Source organism: Nocardioides sp. Z30_9, from assembly GCF_058215735.1.
Genome location: NZ_JBZAJF010000001.1, coordinates 1864314 through 1880233, shown reverse-complemented (window position 1 = coordinate 1880233; position 15920 = coordinate 1864314). Strand labels below are relative to the sequence as shown.

17 protein-coding genes are annotated in these 15920 nt (G+C 69.1%); 13 read left to right on the top strand and 4 right to left on the bottom strand.

Going from position 1 to position 15920, the window contains the following annotated elements:
* Positions 1 to 269 precede the first annotated feature (269 nt).
* From AC4BGB_RS09110 to AC4BGB_RS09090, 5 genes are all read left to right on the top strand, one after another.
* The gene (locus tag AC4BGB_RS09110) at positions 270 to 1382 is read left to right on the top strand and encodes an ABC transporter substrate-binding protein (RefSeq protein ID WP_490546805.1); all 1113 of its coding nucleotides are present in this window, start codon (positions 270 to 272) and stop codon (positions 1380 to 1382) included.
* Positions 1383 to 1448: 66 nt separating this feature from the next.
* Positions 1449 to 2366 carry a branched-chain amino acid ABC transporter permease gene (locus tag AC4BGB_RS09105; RefSeq protein ID WP_490546462.1) on the top strand — a complete coding sequence of 306 codons (918 nt, stop codon included), beginning with the start codon at positions 1449 to 1451 and terminating at the stop codon, positions 2364 to 2366.
* Positions 2367 to 2370: 4 nt separating this feature from the next.
* The gene (locus AC4BGB_RS09100) at positions 2371 to 3378 is read left to right on the top strand and encodes a branched-chain amino acid ABC transporter permease (RefSeq protein ID WP_490546461.1); all 1008 of its coding nucleotides are present in this window, start codon (positions 2371 to 2373) and stop codon (positions 3376 to 3378) included.
* Entirely contained in the window at positions 3375 to 4226 is an 852-nt protein-coding gene (locus tag AC4BGB_RS09095) for an ABC transporter ATP-binding protein (protein ID WP_490546460.1), read from the top strand. Before AC4BGB_RS09100 ends, AC4BGB_RS09095 begins: the two co-directional genes overlap by 4 nt.
* Positions 4216 to 4926, top strand: a complete 711-nt coding sequence (locus AC4BGB_RS09090) for an ABC transporter ATP-binding protein (protein ID WP_490546459.1) — start codon at positions 4216 to 4218, stop codon at positions 4924 to 4926. Before AC4BGB_RS09095 ends, AC4BGB_RS09090 begins: the two co-directional genes overlap by 11 nt.
* 18 nt (positions 4927 to 4944) lie before the next feature.
* Here the strand turns inward: AC4BGB_RS09090 and AC4BGB_RS09085 are convergent, their stop codons facing one another.
* From AC4BGB_RS09085 to AC4BGB_RS09075, 3 genes are read right to left on the bottom strand one after another with little or no spacing between them, the layout of a single operon-like run.
* Entirely contained in the window at positions 4945 to 5613 is a 669-nt protein-coding gene (locus AC4BGB_RS09085; protein ID WP_490546458.1) for a GntR family transcriptional regulator, read from the bottom strand.
* A gap of 40 nt (positions 5614 to 5653) precedes the next feature.
* Positions 5654 to 6793 carry a serine aminopeptidase domain-containing protein gene (locus tag AC4BGB_RS09080; protein WP_490546457.1) on the bottom strand — a complete coding sequence of 380 codons (1140 nt, stop codon included), beginning with the start codon at positions 6791 to 6793 and terminating at the stop codon, positions 5654 to 5656.
* A 34-nt stretch (positions 6794 to 6827) separates the two neighbouring features.
* A complete protein-coding gene (locus AC4BGB_RS09075) occupies positions 6828 to 7589 on the bottom strand; it encodes an SDR family NAD(P)-dependent oxidoreductase (protein WP_490546456.1) in 762 nt (253 codons plus the stop codon).
* 116 nt (positions 7590 to 7705) lie between these two features.
* Here AC4BGB_RS09075 and tsaD point away from each other — a divergent pair, with 116 nt between their 5' ends.
* From tsaD to AC4BGB_RS09050, 5 genes are read left to right on the top strand one after another with little or no spacing between them, the layout of a single operon-like run.
* Positions 7706 to 8764: a tRNA (adenosine(37)-N6)-threonylcarbamoyltransferase complex transferase subunit TsaD gene (gene tsaD, locus AC4BGB_RS09070; RefSeq protein WP_490546455.1), complete on the top strand. Its 1059-nt coding sequence runs from the start codon at positions 7706 to 7708 to the stop codon at positions 8762 to 8764.
* Between the two features lie 51 nt (positions 8765 to 8815).
* Positions 8816 to 9901 carry an S-(hydroxymethyl)mycothiol dehydrogenase gene (locus AC4BGB_RS09065; protein ID WP_490546454.1) on the top strand — a complete coding sequence of 362 codons (1086 nt, stop codon included), beginning with the start codon at positions 8816 to 8818 and terminating at the stop codon, positions 9899 to 9901.
* A gap of 2 nt (positions 9902 to 9903) precedes the next feature.
* Positions 9904 to 10293, top strand: coding sequence for a VanZ family protein (locus AC4BGB_RS09060; RefSeq protein ID WP_490546453.1), 390 nt, complete (start codon positions 9904 to 9906; stop codon positions 10291 to 10293).
* Positions 10290 to 10916: a nucleoside deaminase gene (locus AC4BGB_RS09055; protein WP_490546452.1), complete on the top strand. Its 627-nt coding sequence runs from the start codon at positions 10290 to 10292 to the stop codon at positions 10914 to 10916. Before AC4BGB_RS09060 ends, AC4BGB_RS09055 begins: the two co-directional genes overlap by 4 nt.
* A gap of 58 nt (positions 10917 to 10974) precedes the next feature.
* Entirely contained in the window at positions 10975 to 11589 is a 615-nt protein-coding gene (locus AC4BGB_RS09050) for an MBL fold metallo-hydrolase (RefSeq protein WP_490546451.1), read from the top strand.
* 9 nt (positions 11590 to 11598) lie between these two features.
* On the opposite strand, the gene AC4BGB_RS09045 is transcribed toward AC4BGB_RS09050, so the two are convergent.
* Positions 11599 to 12780, bottom strand: a complete 1182-nt coding sequence (locus AC4BGB_RS09045) for a class I SAM-dependent methyltransferase (protein WP_490546450.1) — start codon at positions 12778 to 12780, stop codon at positions 11599 to 11601.
* A 192-nt stretch (positions 12781 to 12972) separates the two neighbouring features.
* On the opposite strand from AC4BGB_RS09045, the gene AC4BGB_RS09040 reads away from it, so the two are divergent.
* From AC4BGB_RS09040 to groL, 3 genes are all read left to right on the top strand, one after another.
* Complete coding sequence (locus AC4BGB_RS09040) at positions 12973 to 13539, top strand: hypothetical protein (protein ID WP_490546449.1); 567 nt, start codon at positions 12973 to 12975, stop codon at positions 13537 to 13539.
* A 169-nt stretch (positions 13540 to 13708) separates the two neighbouring features.
* On the top strand, positions 13709 to 14005 hold the full coding sequence (groES, locus tag AC4BGB_RS09035) for a co-chaperone GroES (RefSeq protein WP_490546448.1): 297 nt from the start codon (positions 13709 to 13711) through the stop codon (positions 14003 to 14005).
* A gap of 136 nt (positions 14006 to 14141) precedes the next feature.
* Positions 14142 to 15761: a chaperonin GroEL gene (gene groL / locus AC4BGB_RS09030; protein WP_490546447.1), complete on the top strand. Its 1620-nt coding sequence runs from the start codon at positions 14142 to 14144 to the stop codon at positions 15759 to 15761.
* The last annotated feature ends 159 nt before the right edge of the window (positions 15762 to 15920 follow it).

Here is a 15920-nt window from a genome sequence, read left to right as displayed (position 1 = left end):
TCTCGAAGACATCGACCTATTTGTATACGAGATGACCCCCATAGGTGCGCGTGCGTGACGCCGATGCCAGTCGTCGCCTGCTCCGGTGCGAGAGCGTCAGGGCACTTGTTCTGAGCGGGATAAGCGCACTCCGCGAAAGTTCTTCGGACACCTAGGCAGATCCCTTGACAGGGCGACACGCTCCCTCCAGTGTATACATCACCGCACGGTCGTGAGACGTGCGTCACTCCATCGGACTCGGGTAAGGCAAAGGACTGAACGTGAAGAAGATGCGAAATCTTGGGCTCGTGACCGCGCTCGCGGGCAGCCTCCTCCTGAGCGCCTGCGGCAGCGACGGCGGCTCCTCCGGCTCTGACTCCGACACCGTCACCGTGGGATGGATCGGCCAGCTCAGTGGGCCGCAGGCCATCTTCGGTGAGCAGTCGACCAACGCGATCAAGCTCGCGCTCGAGGATGCCAAGGCCGACGGTGGTCCGACCATCAAGATGATCTACGAGGACAACCAGGCCGACCCCGCGAAGTCGGTGACGGCGTTCCAGTCGATGATGTCGAAGAAGCCGGTCACCGTGATGACCGGTGGCAGCTCGGTGGTGATCGCGCTCGCGCCGTTGGCGGAGCAGAACAAGCTCATGCTCGCGAACGTCGCAGCGCAGTCGCCCACCCTGACCACGGACAAGTACCCCTCGGTCTACAACTTCATCCCGACGGGCAAGGCCGAGGCGGTCGAGCTGGCCAAGCAGGTCTACGACACGGGCGCGCGCAAGGTGGCCACGGAGATGGTCGACAGTGACTACGGCATCGACACCACCGCGGAGTTCAAGAAGGCCTTCGAGGAGCTTGGCGGCAAAGTGATCGCATCGGAGCGTCACGACCTGGCGGCCACGGACATGCGTGACCAGCTCCGCAAGATCAAGGCAAGCAAGCCTGACGCCGTCGTGGTGTGCGCCAGCGAGGCCGAGGTCGGCCACGTCGCGGCCCAGGCCAAGGAGCTCGGCCTGAAGACCCCGACGTTCGGGTTCACCTACGCGCTGTCGCCGACCAACTTCAAGATCGCCGGGGACGCGATGGTCGGCTGGCGCGGTGTTGCCGTCAACTTCGACGCCACCACCGGTGTCGGTAAGGAGTTCGCCGACAGGTACAAGAAGGCCTACGGCAAGGACCCGATCATCTACGGGGCGATCACCTACGAGGCGATGACCGTCATCGCCAAGGGCATCGCGGAGGTCGGCAACGACCCTGAGGCGCTGGAGAAGTACATCGCCTCGGTCAAGGACTTCCCGACCGTCATGGGCAACACCTCCATGGACTCCGACCGTCAGGTCGAGATCCCGCTCAAGCTCTGGGAGATCGGCGCCGGCAACAGCGTCCAGGACTGGAGCTGACCCAGCCCGACTCATGCCTCCGGCGGGCCCACGGGGCCCGCCGGAGGCTTCTCAGGAAGCGATGACATGCCACCACTCGACCTGTTCACCAGCGGGGTGTTCGAGGGCAGCCAGATTGGCCTGGCCGCTGTCGGTTTCGCGCTGATCTTCTACACGACCAAAGAGCTGCACTTCGCATTCGGAGCACTGCTCACGGCCTCGGGGTATGTCTTCTACGGCGTGGCCGAGTCGTTCGGACTGCCCGCCGTCGTCGCCGTGGTCGCGGCGCTGGTGTTCGGGGCGGCCACCGGTGCTGCGGTGCAGTACTTCTGCTACCGACGGATGCGCGACCACCTCGGCGTGCTGCTGTTCTCCTTCGGGCTCGCGATCATCATCGAGAATCTCCTCCAGATGAAGTTCGGACCCAGCGACCTGGTCCTCTCCCCGAGCGCGGTCACCAAGACCTTCAGCCATGACGGGGAGGTGCTCGGGCGCTACATCGACCTCGTCGGGGTCGTCGCCTTCCTCCTCATCTGGTTGCTGCTCTGGAACCTGCTCGAGCGGCAGCGCATCGGTCTGGCGCTGCGTGCGGTGATGAAGGACCCGGACATGAGCGAGCTCGTCGGCATCCGCAGCGTCCGGATCAAGGTGCTCGCCTACGCCCTCGGCTCGGCCGTCGGCGCGGTCGCCGGCGTGTTGAGCGTCGCCCAGACCGGTATCAAGCCCTCCTCGGGATTCGACGTGATGCTGTTCGCCTTCATCGCCACCATGCTGGGGGCCGGCAACCTGAACCGGGTCGCCGCCTGGAGCCTGGGCCTGGGCCTGCTGATGGCCTTGGTGGCATGGAAGTTCCCCACCGAGTTCAAGACCTTGCTCGCCTTCTCGGTGATGCTCGTCTACCTCGTGCTCCGGCCGGGGGAGAAGGGGACCGGAGGCATCAAGGGACTGGTCACCACGGCCAAGTACGCGGCGGCCGGTCGCGCCGCCGCACGAGCGGAGGCATGAGCCGATGGACTACTTCCTGACCCTCGCGATCTTCATGGCGATCGGCGCCGTCCTGTCGATGTCGCTCAACCTGGTCATGGGCTACACCGGCCAGGTCACGATCGCCCACGCGGGCTTCATGGCGGTCGGCGCCTACGCCAGCGCGGTGATCGCCATGCGCCTGGAGATCGACATGGTCTGGGCGATCGTCGCCGGCGCGGTGTTCACCGCCGTGGTCGCCATCGTCTTCGGCCTGGCCACGGCCAGCACGGACGGGGACGAGTTCACGCTGGCCTCGTTCGCGCTCCAGATGGTGATCATCGAGGCCATCAGTCGCTGGACCTCGGTGACTCGAGGTACCTACGGCCTCGCGGGCGTGCCCAGGCCAACGCTGGGTGGCGGTCCGATGTACGACCTGCCGCAGTTCACGGCCGTGATCATGGTCTTCGCCGGCATCTCGGCCATCGTGCTCTTCTACCTCGGCCGGAGCCAGTTCGGCCTGGCGCTGAGGGGCATGCGGGAGAGTGAGCCCAGCATGCGGGCGCTGGGGCGCAACACGACCCGGCTGCGGATCGTCGCCATCGTCATCTCGGCAGCCTTCGCCGGGGTGGCAGGGGGTCTGCAGGCCACGATGATCGGGTTCCTGTCGCCCGACGCGTTCGGGATCATGGTCTCGGTGGTCGCCATCGCCTACCTCGTGGTCGGCGGCCTCGGCAACATGCTCGGGGCCCTGCTCGGTGCGGTGGTCCTGCTCTCGGTGCCCGAGGTGATCAACAGCTTCGAGCTGGTGCCCACCAACCTGGCCGGCCCGGTCGACCAGATCATCTACGGCGTCGTGCTGCTGCTCTTCATCTCGCTGCGGCCCAGCGGCATCCTGCCCGAGCGACCCGTCATCCGTCTTGGCCGTCGTCTCGGCCGGCGTCGCGACCTGGGCGGAACCGGGGCCGACGGGCACGGGTCTCCCGACGGGAGCGGAACGGCTGCGGGTGCCTCGGTACCAAGTGGTTCGTCGACGGCAGGGGCTACACAGTGAGTGCCAGCAACGTGGCGTCCGAGAAGGCGTCCACCGCGGTCCTGGAGGTTGAAGGCGTGGGTGTCCGCTTCGGCGGCCTCGATGCCGTCAAGGACGTCACCATCACCGTGCCCGAGGGCAAGGTGACCGCCCTGATCGGGCCGAACGGGGCCGGCAAGAGCACGCTGCTGGCGGCGATCTCGGGCTTCCAGCCCCTGACGACAGGGCGCGTCGTCCTGCGTGGCCGCGACATCACCTACATGCGTGCCCACCAGGGCCTCGGCCTCGGTATGGCCCGGACCTTCCAGGACCTGGAGGTGATGCAGCGCCTGACCGTGGCCGAGAACGTCCTGCTTGGATTCCCCGCCCCGTTGGGGGAGAAGCTGTGGCGGCTGTTCCTCACTCCGCGTGCCTGCCGGCGGGAGCGGGCCGATCTGCTGCGCCGCACAAAGGCGATCCTGGCCGAGGTCGGTCTCCTCGACCGTGCCGACGTCGTGGCCGCGGACCTCTCCTACGGCGAGCAGAAGATGCTCACCCTGGCCCGCCTGCTGGCGACCGACGCCGGCCTGCTGATGCTCGACGAACCCGGCTCGGGACTGCCCGCGGCGCACCTGCACCAGATCGGCAAGGTGCTCGGTGAGATCGCCGGGCGCGGTCGCACGGTGATCTTGGTCGACCACAACATGGACCTCGTGATGACGTACGCCGACCACGTGGTCGTGCTCCATCACGGGCAGGTGATCGCCACCGGGACCCCCGAGGAGATCAAGGGCAACCAGCAGGTGATGGACGTCTACTTCGGCCGGCCGAGCGAGACGGCGTCCGAGACGACGATCACGACGACGACAGGGGACGACGGTGCTGCTTGAGACCCATGACCTCCACGCAGGCTACGGCCGGCGAGAGGTGCTGCACGGGATCGACCTCCAGGTCGAGACCGGCGCTGTCACGGTCATCCTGGGAACGAACGGCGCCGGCAAGTCGACTACGCTGCGGGCGCTCGTGGGGTCGGTCAAGGTCAGCTCCGGGACGCTCACCTACGACGGACAGCAGCTGCGCAATCCCTCGGTTGCCACCAACGTGACGCGGGGGATGGCGCTGGTACCCGAGGCAGGCGGTGTCTTCCGGGACTTCACCGTGACCGAGAACCTCATGGTCGGCGCCTTCACGGTCAGCGACTCCGCGCTCGTCCAGGAACGGTTGGACCTGGTCGCCGAGGTCTTCCCGAAACTGGCCGACCGGCTCAAGCAGAAGGCCGGCACGCTGAGCGGAGGCGAGCGGCAGATGCTGGCGATCGGTAGAGCCCTGATGAGCGGTCCGAAGCTGCTGATGCTCGACGAACCCTTCCTCGGCCTCGCCCCGGCGGTGAACGATGTCGTGGTCGATGCGCTGGCCCGGCTCAACAAGGAAACCGGGCTGACGCTGCTCGTGGTCGAGCAGAGTGTGCGCATCCTCGAGATCGCCACGCATGCCTACGTCCTGCGTCTGGGCGAGATCCTGATCGACGAGCCCGACCCTCAGCGCCTCCTCGACGACGGCGGACGGCTCGAGGCCTCTTTCCTCGGGTGACCGGAGGGCCGCCGTGCGTCAGGCGGAGTCGGAGCCCGGCAGCTCGTCGGCCCCGTCCGGCGCGCTCCCTAGGGCGACGACGACGGTGGCCCGGGCCGCGATGATGTGCGCGCGCATCATCGACTCCGCCCACGCCGGGTTGCCGGCGCGCAGAGCCGCCACGAGGTCGCGGTGGTGCGCGTGCGAGGCGAGCCGGCGCTCCTCGGAGTAGTGCTCGAAGGTGCGGTGCACCAGCGGGGTGTCCACGATGCCCCGCACGAGCGTGTCGAGCTGGGAGTTGCGGGAAGCCCGCACGATGCGCCAGTGGAACTCGCTGTTCAGGGTCTTCACAGTCGCCAGGTCCTCAGCCGACTCCATGCGCGAGGCGAGGTCGGCGAGCGCCTCGATCTCCTCCGGTGAGATGCGCTGGGCCGCGAGCCGGGCGGCCAGACCCTCGAGCATCGCCCGGAGCTCGTAGAGGTCCTCGAGCTCACGTGCGGACCAGGCCGACACGCGCGCGCCCCGGTTGGGCGAGAACTCGACCAGGCCCTCCGCGTCGAGACGGCGCAGCGCCTCCCGCACGGGAGTACGCGAGACCCCCGCCGCGGCGGCCAGCTTCTCCTCGCGCAGCCGGGAGCCGCGTTCGAGCTTCCCGGTGAGGATGCCGTCGCGGATGGATGCGTAGGCGGCCTCTGCTGCGCGTGCCACGACCGAACTCTAGTCTCGTGGCCGGGCCGCGAAGCCCATCTCAGGCCAGCATTGCATGGTCGGCGAGCCACTCGATGACCGTGTCGGCGACGAAGTCGACCTTCTCCGGCTGCGAGGTCAGGTAGTGGAGGCCCTGCTCGACCGGCACGAGCGTCTTGTCCTCGTGGGCGATCGCGTCGTACATGTCGGTGGCATAGCTGGGGAAGCACACCTGGTCCGCGGTGCCGTACATGATCAGCGCCGGGACGGAGATGCGGGCCAGATGCCGCGGACCGTTGCAGTTCGTCTCGTCGACGCTCCACTGGCTCAGCCAGGAGCGCAGGCTGCAGAAGTGGCCGAGCGAGGCGGGCATCATGTTGGCCACCTCGGTGGGCCCCCACATCGTGCCCGGCGTCCGGTCGGAGGGGTCGAGGGTGACGTCGAGGAACCTCGGGTCGGCGGTGGTGCCGTGCACCACGAAGGGCAGGTCGGAGAGCTCCCCACCGGCCTCGTCGAGGCGGGCCAGCTGGTCGTGCACCCACGCGGTGATGCGCCGGTTGCGGTCGAGCTGGGCCGCCCGGTAGCGGGCGATGAACTCCGCGTCGTACGGCGGGGTGAACCTGCCGCTGAACAGGTCGAGCTCGGGGTCGCGGTCCCACGGGTTGTGCTCGTCCCGGACCGCAGGATCGAGCCAGTCGACGAAGACCTGGGCCCGCCCCGGGTGCGCCATCAGTTCGAGCAGCGCGTCCGCGGGCGGCAGGTCGGCCTTGGTGAGGTCGGGTGGGTCGCCGGCCGGGGTGGCCGTGATCGTGGGGGACTCGGCCTGGCTCTGGTAGAGCGCCGAGAGTCCTCCGCCGCCGGAGTTGCCGATCAGCACGACCTTCTCGTAGCCGCGGTCCTTGAGGAACCGGATGGCCGAACCGAGGTCGAGGACGCAGTTCTCCATCGTCAGCGTGCTGTCGTTGCCGATGTAGCGGGTGGCGAGCCCCACGGCGTCGATCCCGCGTGCCGCCAGAGGTGCGAGGAGGTAGTGCCCCATGAAGTTCGAGGCAGGGTGCACCACCAGGGCCACCGTCTTCGACGGGGACTCGGCGCGGTGCAGCGACCCCCAGATCTTGCCTGCCATCCGGGCGACGCCCGAGTAGACGTCGATCTTGTCGCTGGTCTGCATGGGGATGCCCAGCAGCTCGATCCGGCTCATGCGGTCTCCGTTCGTGGTGCGGGGTCGAGGGTGGTCACACGATCGTCCGGCCGCCGTCGACGATCAGCGTCGACCCGGTCATGTAGCGGGCCTCCTCGGAGGAGGCGTAGAGCACCGCGTGCGCGATGTCGGCCGGCGTGCCGGCGTGGTCGAGCGCCAGCTTGGCCTTGAGCATCGCGACGCGCTCGGGGTCCTCGAAAACTTCCAGGGTCACGCCGGTGCCCTCGATCAGCCCGGGTGCGATCGCGACGCAGCGCACTCCCTGCTTGCCGTAGTCCCAGGCCACCGACTTGGTCAGCGAGACCACGCCGCCCTTGGCAGCCATGTAGGCGGCGTAGGCCGGGTTGACGTTGAAGGCCGCGACCGATGCGGTGTTGATGATGACGCCGCCGCCCGCCGCGACCATGTGGGGGAGGACGTACTTGCAGCCCAGGAAGACGCCGGTGAGCGTGACCCCCATCGTCCGGTCCCACTCCTCCAGGGTGGTCTCCGCGAGAGGGCGGTACAGCGGGGCCCAGAAGGCGTTGTTGTGCAGCACGTCGACCCGGCCGTGTCGCTCGACCGTGCCGTCGATCAGTGCCTGCACGGACTCGGCGTCGGAGACGTCGGTGGGCACGACCTCGGCCCGCCCACCCTGCTCGCGGATCAGCGTCGCGGTGCCCTCGGACCCGGCTGCGTCGACGTCGGCGACCACCACCACGGCACCTTCGGCGGCGAACCTGACGGCGACCTCGCGTCCGATGCCGGAGGCGGAGCCGGTGACGATGACGACCTTGTCTGTGAATCGTGCTGACATGCGAGTTGTATACATGTGTCGCGAGAGCGCCGTCAATGGATTCGCTAGCCTGCAAGTGCGGCGATGGATGTGTATACGAAGTCCTCGGCCTGCGGGGCAGCGGGCACAATGGCGCCGTGACCTCGCTCTCGGCCTCCGCACCCCTCGTCCTCGGCATCGAGACCTCCTGCGACGAGACCGGGGTCGGCATCGTCTCCGGGCACACCCTGCTCGCGGACGCGGTGGCGTCCTCGGTCGAGGAGCACGCGCGGTTCGGCGGCGTCGTCCCCGAGGTCGCCTCGCGTGCGCACCTCGAGGCGATGGTGCCCACCCTCGACCGCGCCTGCGCCACCGCAGGCGTGTCCCTGCGCGACGTCGACGCGATCGCGGTGACCGCGGGGCCGGGACTGGCCGGGGCGCTGCTGGTCGGGGTCGCGGCGGCCAAGTCGCTGGCGCTGGCGCTGGAGAAGCCGCTGTACGGCGTGAACCACCTCGCGGCCCACGTGGCCGTCGACCAGCTCGAGCACGGTCCGCTGCCCGAGCCCTGCCTGGCGCTCCTGGTCTCCGGTGGTCACTCCTCGCTGCTCCGGGTGGGCGACGTGACCGCGTCCGTGGAGCCGCTGGGCGCCACGATCGACGACGCCGCCGGAGAGGCCTTCGACAAGGTCGCCCGGCTCCTGGGCCTCCCGTTCCCGGGCGGCCCGCACATCGACCGGGCCGCCGCCTCCGGGTCCTCGGTCGCCATCGACTTCCCGCGCGGGCTCTCCACCAACCGCGACCTCGAGCGGCACCGCTTCGACTTCTCCTTCTCCGGGCTCAAGACCGCCGTCGCGCGGTGGGTGCAGGCGCGCGAGGCCTCCGGGGACCCCGTCCCGGTCGCCGACGTCGCAGCCTCCTTCCAGGAGGCGGTGTGTGACGTGCTCACCCGCAAGGCGGTCGCCGCGGCCGTCTCCGAGGGCGTCGAGGACATCCTGATCGGCGGTGGCGTGGCCGCGAACTCCCGGCTGCGTGTGCTCGCCGAGGAGCGTGCCGCCGTACACGGCATCCGCGTGCGCGTCCCCCGCCCGGGCCTGTGCACCGACAACGGCGCGATGGTGGCCGCCCTGGGGGCCGAGATGGTCGCACGCGGCCGGACCCCCTCGGCGCTCGACCTCCCCGCCGACTCCTCGATGCCGGTGACCGAGATACTGGTGTAGGCAGGGCTCGGCGCCGGCCAACGTTCCACTCGCCCACCCAGGAGGACCACCATGCAGCAGGTCAAGGCCGTCGTCGCTCGCGCCAAGGGCGAGCCCGTCTCCATCGAGACGATCAACGTCCCCGACCCCGGTCCGGGCGAGGCCGTGGTGAAGATCCAGGCGTGCGGGGTGTGCCACACCGACCTGCACTACCGCGAGGGCGGGATCAACGACGAGTTCCCGTTCCTGCTCGGGCACGAGGCGGCCGGTGTCGTGGAGTCCGTCGGCGAGGGCGTCACCGAGGTGGCCCCCGGGGACTTCGTCGTGCTCAACTGGCGCGCGGTGTGCGGCGAGTGCCGCGCCTGCAAGCGCGGCGAGCCCTGGTACTGCTTCAACACCCACAACGCCACCCAGAAGATGACCCTCGAGGACGGCACCGAGCTGTCCGCGGCACTGGGCATCGGCGCGTTCGCCGAGAAGACCCTCGTCGCCGCCGGCCAGTGCACCAAGGTCGACGAGAACGCCCGCCCCGCTGCCGTGGGCCTGCTGGGCTGCGGCGTGATGGCCGGCATCGGCGCCGCGATCAACACCGGCAACGTGGGCCGGGGGATGAGCGTCGCAGTGATCGGCTGCGGTGGCGTCGGCGTGGCCGCGATCGCCGGGTCCGCACTGGCGGGCGCCGCCAAGATCATCGCCGTCGACATCGACGAGAAGAAGCTCGAGGCCGCCACGAAGATGGGCGCCACGCACACCGTGAACAGCAAGGACAACGACGCGGTCGAGGCGATCCAGGCGCTCACCGACGGCAACGGCGCCGACGTCGTCATCGAGGCGGTCGGCCGGCCCGAGACCTGGAAGCAGGCGTTCTACGCCCGCGACCTCGCCGGCACCGTCGTCCTCGTCGGCGTACCGACCCCGGACATGAAGATCCCCGAGATCCCGCTCATCGACGTGTTCGGCCGGGGTGGCTCGCTGAAGTCCAGCTGGTACGGCGACTGCCTGCCCAGCCGCGACTTCCCGATGCTGGTCGACCTCTACCAGCAGGGCCGCCTGGACCTCGACGCGTTCGTCACCGAGGAGATCGCCCTCGACGACGTGGAGGCCGCGTTCGAGAAGATGCACCACGGCGACGTGCTCCGCTCCGTGGTCATCCTCTGAGCTTGGCGACCACCAACAGGGTCGTCTTCGCGGCGGTCTGCGCGCTCAGCCTGGTGATGCTGTTCTCACCGGCGGACGACGTGCCGAGCGGCATCGAGGTCAGCGACAAGCTGGTGCACTTCTGCCTGTTCGCGGTGCTGGCGGTCTCGGGCCGCCTCGCCGGCCTGCCGGTCCGGGCGCTGGCGCTCGGCCTGCTGGCGTACGCCGGCCTCTCCGAGGTGCTCCAGTCCGTGCTGCCGATCAACCGTCACGGCGACGTGCGCGACGCCCTCGCGGACGCCGCCGGGGTGCTGGTGGCGCTGGGCCTGGCGGCGTTGCTGCGCCGCACCGTAAGGTCGCCCGACCCGCTCCGCGGCGGGCCGAGGACCACCGACGACGGGAGCAGCACGTGACGGATCGCGCACCGGTGTCCGAGGCGGAGGTCGGGAGGCTCCTGGAGGTGATCGAACAGGCGATCGTCCCGCTGACCCGCGCGGGGGTGGCGACCGGGAACAAGCTCTTCGGTGCAGCGATCCTCGACGCCAGCGACCTGTCGGTGGTGGTGGCCGCCACCAACGAGGAGACCGCAAACCCTCTGTGGCACGGCGAGATCGTCGCGCTGCGCGAGTTCTTCGCCCTGCCGAGTCGGCCCGACGTCAAGGACTGCGTCTTCCTCGCCACGCACGAGCCGTGCTCGCTGTGCCTGTCAGGGATCACGTGGTCGGGCTTCGACAACTTCAGCTACCTGTTCAGCCACGAGGACTCCGCCGAGTCGTTCGCGATCCCGCACGACCTGGCCATCCTGAGTGCGGTCTTTGCGGTGCCAGACCCGGACCGTGACGAGCCGGCGTCCGGTCGCGACCGCTACAACCGGGTGAACGAGTTCTTCACCTCCACCGATCTCGCGGCACAGGTGCGTGACTCCGGTTCACCCGAGCTGGCGAGCCGGATGGCCCGGATCGCGACGACGTACGACGAGCTGTCGGCCGGCTACCAGGCGACCAAGGGATCGGCCGTCAACATCGCGCTGGCCTGACTCACGCCCGGCGACCCGGCCGTGCCGGCGCCGCTCGCACGCGCCGTAGGGTCGACCCATGAGCTCCGTACGCATCGACCACGCCGTCTCCAGCGGCACCTTCTCCCTCGACGGCGAGACCTTCGAGGTGGACAACAACATCTGGGTGATCGGCGACGACGACGAGTGCGTGGTCATCGACGCGCCCCACGACGTGGACGAGATCCTGGCGCTGGTCGGCGGCCGGCAGGTCAAGGCCATCATCTGCACGCACGCCCACGACGACCACGTGCGGGTCGCGCCGCAGCTGCGGGAGCGCGTCACCGCGCCGATCCTGATGCACCCCGCGGACAAGCCGGTCTGGGAGCTCACCCACCCCGACCAGCTGTGGGACGTCGACCTCGAGGACGGCCAGACGATCAAGGTCGGGGGAGCCGCGCTCAAGGTGCTGCACACCCCGGGCCACGCGCCCGGTGCGATCTGCCTCTACGTGCACGACCTCGGCTGCGTGTTCACCGGCGACACCCTGTTCCAGGGCGGCCCGGGCGCCACCGGCCGCTCGTTCAGCGACGAGGACCTGATCGTCGAGTCGATCCGCACCAAGCTGTTCGCGCTGCCCGACGAGACAGTCGTGCACACGGGTCACGGCGACGACACCACGATCGGCGCCGAGAAGGAGTCGCTGGGCGCCTGAGCCGCCGGCTCAGGGCAGCGGCTCGACGAGCAGCGCCGTGCCCTTGCCTGCGACGCGGGTCAGCACCAGCGTTGCCTCCTGGTCCCCACGCAGCGAGAGCCGCTTGCGCAGCTCCTCGGGCACCACGGAGACGCCGCGCTTCTTGATCGTCAGGCGCCCGACCCCACGAGCGCGCAGGGCGGCCTTGAGCGGCTTCTCACGGTAGGGGAGCTCCTCCACCACCCGGTAGCCCCGCGCGAACGGCGTACGCCGCTCCAGGTCCGAGGCCACGTAGGCGATGTGCTCGTCGAGGAGGTGTCCCTCGATCATGGCCGCGACCGCGGTGACCAGGCCCGCCCGGATCACCGCGCCGTCGGGCTCGTAGACGAACCGGGCCACCGGGCCGGTCCCCGCACCGGGGTCGTCCTCGTCGGTGAGCGTCGCCAGGCCCCCGCCGGCGATCAACGTGGCGCGGCGCCGGGTGGTGGCCAGGCGGCCCGACCAGAGCACGGCCTCCTTGACCTCGCGGTTGTCGCTGACCCACTCGGCCTCGACTCCCTCGGGGACGAGGTGGTGGGGGATGCCGGGCGCGAGCTTCACGCACGAGTCGCGGGCGAACAGGGTCTCCACGAACGACCACGGCGGCGTCCACTCGTCGACGTTGAAGCTGCGGCCTGAGGCCGAGCGCCGGGCCGGGTCGGCGTACGCGACGGCGAAGGGGGAGGTGTCGATCGTCGTGGCGTCAGCCACGGTCACCGCGCCGCCGAGCCCGAGCACCTGCAGGTTGGTCTCGGCGACGGCCACGCGGACCGGGTCGAGGTCGACCCCGGCAGCGGTCAGGCCCGCGCCGGCGAAGGCGATGAGGTCCCCGCCGATCCCGCAGCCGAGGTCGATCACCGTGCCCGCCCCGGAGGCGTGTGCCCGGGCCGCGCGGTGGGTGGCGACCGGGAGCCGGGTGGCCTGCTCGAGGCCTTCGGGAGTGAAGTACATCCGCGCGGAGAGGTCACCGAACTTCGCCTCCGCACGGCGGCGCAGCTCCACCTGGGTCAGCGCCGCGCCGACGTGCTCCGGGGACGCCTCACGCCGCAGCGCCGACTGGGCGCGGAGGCTGTCCGCGCCACCGGGCGCCGCACCGCGGGTCACCTCGTCGGCCTGCTCGAGCAGGCGTTGACCGGCCCCGGTCAGGAGCCAGCGGAAGGAGTCGAGGTCCACGCGCGGAGTCTGTCACCCGACCCCGAGGGCGACTCGCCACGGCCGTCCTGGACCGCGGTGAAGGTCCCATCGGGTGGAACCATAGGTCCCTATAAACAGGGGGATTTCGCCTCTGGGCGGTAGATATCCGTACTTCTAGGCTTATCAAACAAGAACAACCGGCGGAGAAACCGCCATGACAAGGAGTCACCGATGCGTTCTGTACTTGACAAGTTGATCTCGTGGACCGGGCTCGCCCTGGCCGCAGTCCTCCTCGCAGCCGGTGGGCTCCTCACCTGGGCCAACACGTTCATCGCTGACCAGGTGCATGACCAGCTCACCATGCAGGACATCACGATGCCCGAGGGCGATGCGCTGAAGAGCGTCACCCCCGCTGACGCCAAGGTCCTCAAGGAGTTCGCGGGCAGCAAGATGGACACCGGTCCCGAGGCGCGTGCCTTCGCTGACCACTACATCCTGACCCACATGAACCACTCCAGCGAAGGACGCTCCTACTCCGAGGTCAGCAGCGAGTTCCAGGCCATGACCGACGAGCAGAAGGCATCCGCGGAGGGCCAGGAGGCCGGCGCGCTGCGCGAGAGCCTCCTGCAGGGCAACACGCTTCGCGGCCTGCTCCTCTACGGCTACGCCTTCGCCACGATGGGCACCATCGCCGGCTACGCCGCGATCGCCTCCTTCGTGGGAGCCGCAGGGATGCTGCTGCTGGGTCTGCTGGGTCTGCGTCACGCACGCCGGGCCTCCTCGACGACAACCGTCTGAGGCCCCCGCTCTGGCACTCATCGGGTGCGAGTGCTAGTTTTTGAACTGGCACTCACCCGGTGAGTGTTTGCGTTTGTACCGGCGTACGAGCCCCGCGACGGCGTCCGTCAGTGCAGGCCGAGAACTTTTAACATCCCAACGACTGTGTGGAAAATGGAGGTTGATCAGAGTGTCGGTCAACATCAAGCCCCTCGAGGACCGAATCGTAGTCAAGGCCCTCGAGGCTGAGCAGACCACGGCATCCGGACTCGTCATCCCGGACACCGCCAAGGAGAAGCCCCAGGAGGGCGAGGTCATCGCAGTCGGCGCCGGCCGGTGGAACGAGGACGGCGACGAGCGCATCCCGGTGGACGTCGCTGTCGGCGACAAGGTGATCTACAGCAAGTACGGCGGCACCGAGGTCAAGTACGCCGGCGAGGAGTACCTCATCCTCTCCGCGCGCGACGTGCTCGCAGTCGTCTCCTGATTTCTCGGACGGCTGGGGCACCCGACGTACGCCGTCGGTGTGCCCCAGCCTCCTGAGTCCGCACGTCCCCCGGTCCAGAGCTCGCAGGCCCGTCCTGCCCGGCTCGGGCCTTCAACTGTTTTCGTAGGAGGCACACATGCCCAAGATTCTCGAGTTCGACGAGGACGCACGCCGCTCGCTCGAGCGTGGCGTCGACAAGCTCGCCAACGCCGTCAAGGTGACGCTCGGCCCGCGCGGCCGCTACGTCGTGCTGGACAAGAAGTGGGGCGCGCCCACCATCACCAACGACGGTGTGACCGTCGCCCGTGAGGTGGAGCTCGACGACCCGTTCGAGAACCTCGGCGCCCAGCTCGCCAAGGAGGTCGCGACCAAGACCAACGACGTCGCCGGTGACGGTACGACGACCGCGACCGTGCTCGCCCAGTCGATGGTGCACGAGGGCCTGCGCTTCGTCGCGGCCGGCATCAACCCGATGGGCCTCAAGCGCGGCATGGACCAGGCGACCGCTGCGGTCAACGAGGCGCTGAGCAAGGCCGCCCGCGACGTGGACGACCGCAAGGACATGGAGGCCGTCGCCACCGTCTCCAGCCGTGACGAGCACATCGGCGACCTGCTCGCGCAGGCCTTCGACAAGGTCGGCAAGGACGGCGTGATCACCGTCGAGGAGTCCAACACCATGGGCACCGAGCTGGAGTTCACCGAGGGCATGCAGTTCGACAAGGGCTACCTCTCGCCGTACTTCGTCACCGACCAGGAGTCGATGGAGGCCGTCCTCGACGACCCCTACATCCTGCTGCACCAGGGCAAGATCTCCGCGATCGCCGAGATGCTGCCCCTGCTGGAGAAGGTCATCCAGGCCGGCAAGCCGCTGTTCATCCTCGCCGAGGACGTCGAGGGCGAGGCGCTCTCGACCCTGGTGGTCAACAAGATCCGCGGCACGTTCAACGCCGTCGCGGTCAAGGCTCCCGCCTTCGGTGACCGCCGCAAGGCGATGATGCAGGACATCGCCACCCTCACCGGTGGCCAGGTCATCGCCCCCGAGGTCGGCCTCAAGCTCGACCAGGTCGGTCTCGACGTGCTCGGCACCGCCCGCCGCGTCGTGGTCACCAAGGACAACACCACGATCGTCGAGGGTGGTGGCAACGCCGAGGAGGTCAACGGCCGCGTCAACCAGATCAAGGCCGAGATCGAGGCCAGCGACTCCGACTGGGACCGCGAGAAGCTGCAGGAGCGGCTCGCGAAGCTCGCCGGCGGCGTGTGTGTCGTCAAGGTCGGTGCCGCCACCGAGGTGGAGCTGAAGGAGAAGAAGCACCGCATCGAGGACGCCGTCTCCGCGACGCGCGCCGCGATCGAGGAGGGCATCGTCCCCGGCGGTGGCTCGGCCCTGATCCACGCGGTCAGCGTGCTCGAGGACGACCTCGGCCTCACCGGTGACGAGGCGATGGGCGTGCGCATCGTGCGCAAGGCCGCTGACGAGCCCCTCCGCTGGATCGCCGAGAACGGTGGCCAGGAGGGCTACGTCGTGGTCGCCAAGGTCCGCGAGCTCGGTGTGGGCAACGGCTACAACGCCGCCACCCGCGAGTACGGCGACCTCGTCTCCCAGGGCGTGCTCGACCCGGTCAAGGTGACCAAGTCCGCGCTGACCAACGCCACCTCGATCGCGGGCATGCTGCTCACGACCGAGACCCTGATCGTGGACAAGCCCGAAGAGGAAGAGCCCGCCGCCGCGGGTCACGGCCACGGGCACGGCCACTGATCGACTGACCCGGGGGGCCTGACGGTTTCCCAGGTGATGAACCCGAACTGCCTCTTCACACACCTCACCCGGTGTGTGAAGAGGCAGTTTTGGTTCATCACCCGGGAAACCGGACGCCGCACACCCTCGCCGTGGAGCCCCACATCCAGCAGACTGAGC